Source organism: Streptomyces sp. H39-C1 (assembly GCF_027158125.1).
Classification (GTDB): domain Bacteria; phylum Actinomycetota; class Actinomycetes; order Streptomycetales; family Streptomycetaceae; genus Actinacidiphila; species Actinacidiphila fildesensis.
The window spans coordinates 1-1,363 of record NZ_JAPVLS010000263.1 but is presented as its reverse complement, the minus strand read 5'-3'; the positions used below and the strand labels follow the sequence as shown (position 1 = coordinate 1,363).

Annotated in this window: 1 protein-coding gene; it reads right to left on the bottom strand. The window is 66.9% G+C overall.

The genetic code is table 11. The annotated features are described in order from the left end of the window. Positions 1-38: 38 nt before the first annotated feature. Entirely contained in the window at positions 39-1,199 is a 1,161-nt protein-coding gene (locus O3W51_RS48110) for an ISAs1 family transposase (protein WP_203673445.1), read from the bottom strand. Positions 1,200-1,363 lie beyond the last annotated feature (164 nt).

Here is a 1,363-nt window from a genome sequence, read left to right as displayed (position 1 = left end):
CAGGGCTTCGGCGTGAAGTCGGTATGACCGGTTCGCGATCATGGAATGTCCAGAATGTGCAGCGGTCGGGTGGCGTCGCGGGCGTTTCTCCGGAGGGCGGCGGCGATGCATTGTCGGCCGATGAGGCGGAGTGCTCCGATGGCGAGGTTGCGCCAGGTGGCCATGGCGCGGGGCGCGTTGCCCGACCGTAGTTGCGATGCGTCCTCGGCGAAGGTGGTGTCTCGCACGTGATGCAGAGCTTCCACCGACCAGTGCCCGCGGATCAGGGCCGCGAGCTCGGTCGGGTTGGCCTGTCCGGCGTTCAGGCTGGTAACCGCGTACACCGTCTTGATGCTGATCTTCCCGGTCTTGCGGTTCACCCGCCGACGTTTGAGCTCGATGGCCTGGGCTGCTCCGGGAAAGAGCAGGCCGGCGACGGTGCAGACCTTGATGCGGCGGATCTCGCCTCGGCCGTGTCCCTTCTCGGTAGTGCGGTTCTGTAGCGGGATCTGCTTCCAGGGGAGGGACTTCATCTGCTTGCGGAGCTTCTTCTGGTTGCCCTTGACGATCACGATGTAGTGGGCTCCCCGGCCGGTCAGGTACTCGGCGTGCTCGCGCTGGGTGTGCATCGCATCGCTGGTCACGACCGCCCCGCGCAGATCGATGTCGTCCAGCAGGGGCTGGAAGCATGTGATCTCATTTGTCTTGTTCTCGACATCAACCTGCCCCAGGACGACGGAGGTTGCGTGGTCGACGGCGGACAGGAGGTGGATCTTCCGGCCGTGCGCGCGGGCGGCTCCGCGCAGGGACTTGCCGTCCACCGCGATCGCCCGCAGCAACTTCCCGGCGCTCTGCGGGAGCCGGGAAGACAGCCAACCGCCGACGGCCCGATCCAGCACATCGCCGTCGACCTGGGTCAGGACCCGGCGGATCGTGGTCTCGCACGGGGCCTGGTGACGGCCGGTGAAAGGGTCGCGACGGGCACCGAGCCGAGCCAGGACCAGTTGCGGTGCGTCGGCCGCCCACTCGCTGATCGCCAGCAGAGAGGTCGCACCAGTGAGCACCGCGGCCGCACAGATGGCGAGCACGCCGACCAGAGGATGCAACCGGCCCCGTGGATCACGGGGATCAGTCACCCTCGCGAGACAGACCAGCAGGCCGGGACACTCCTGAGCCGCCAGAGACGGCGAGGCGGTGAGCTGGTCAAGCCCGGCGGGCATGGGAGATGATTCAGCGAGAGCAGGCACGGTCTTCCAGCAAGGATCATGGGACGTAGACACTCACATGATCGCTGGCAACCGCGCCTGCCGCATGTTGCCACCTACCCCACCAGCAAGGCCAGTTGGGGCGAACCCGCTCAAGTCGACTTCACGCCGAGGCCCTG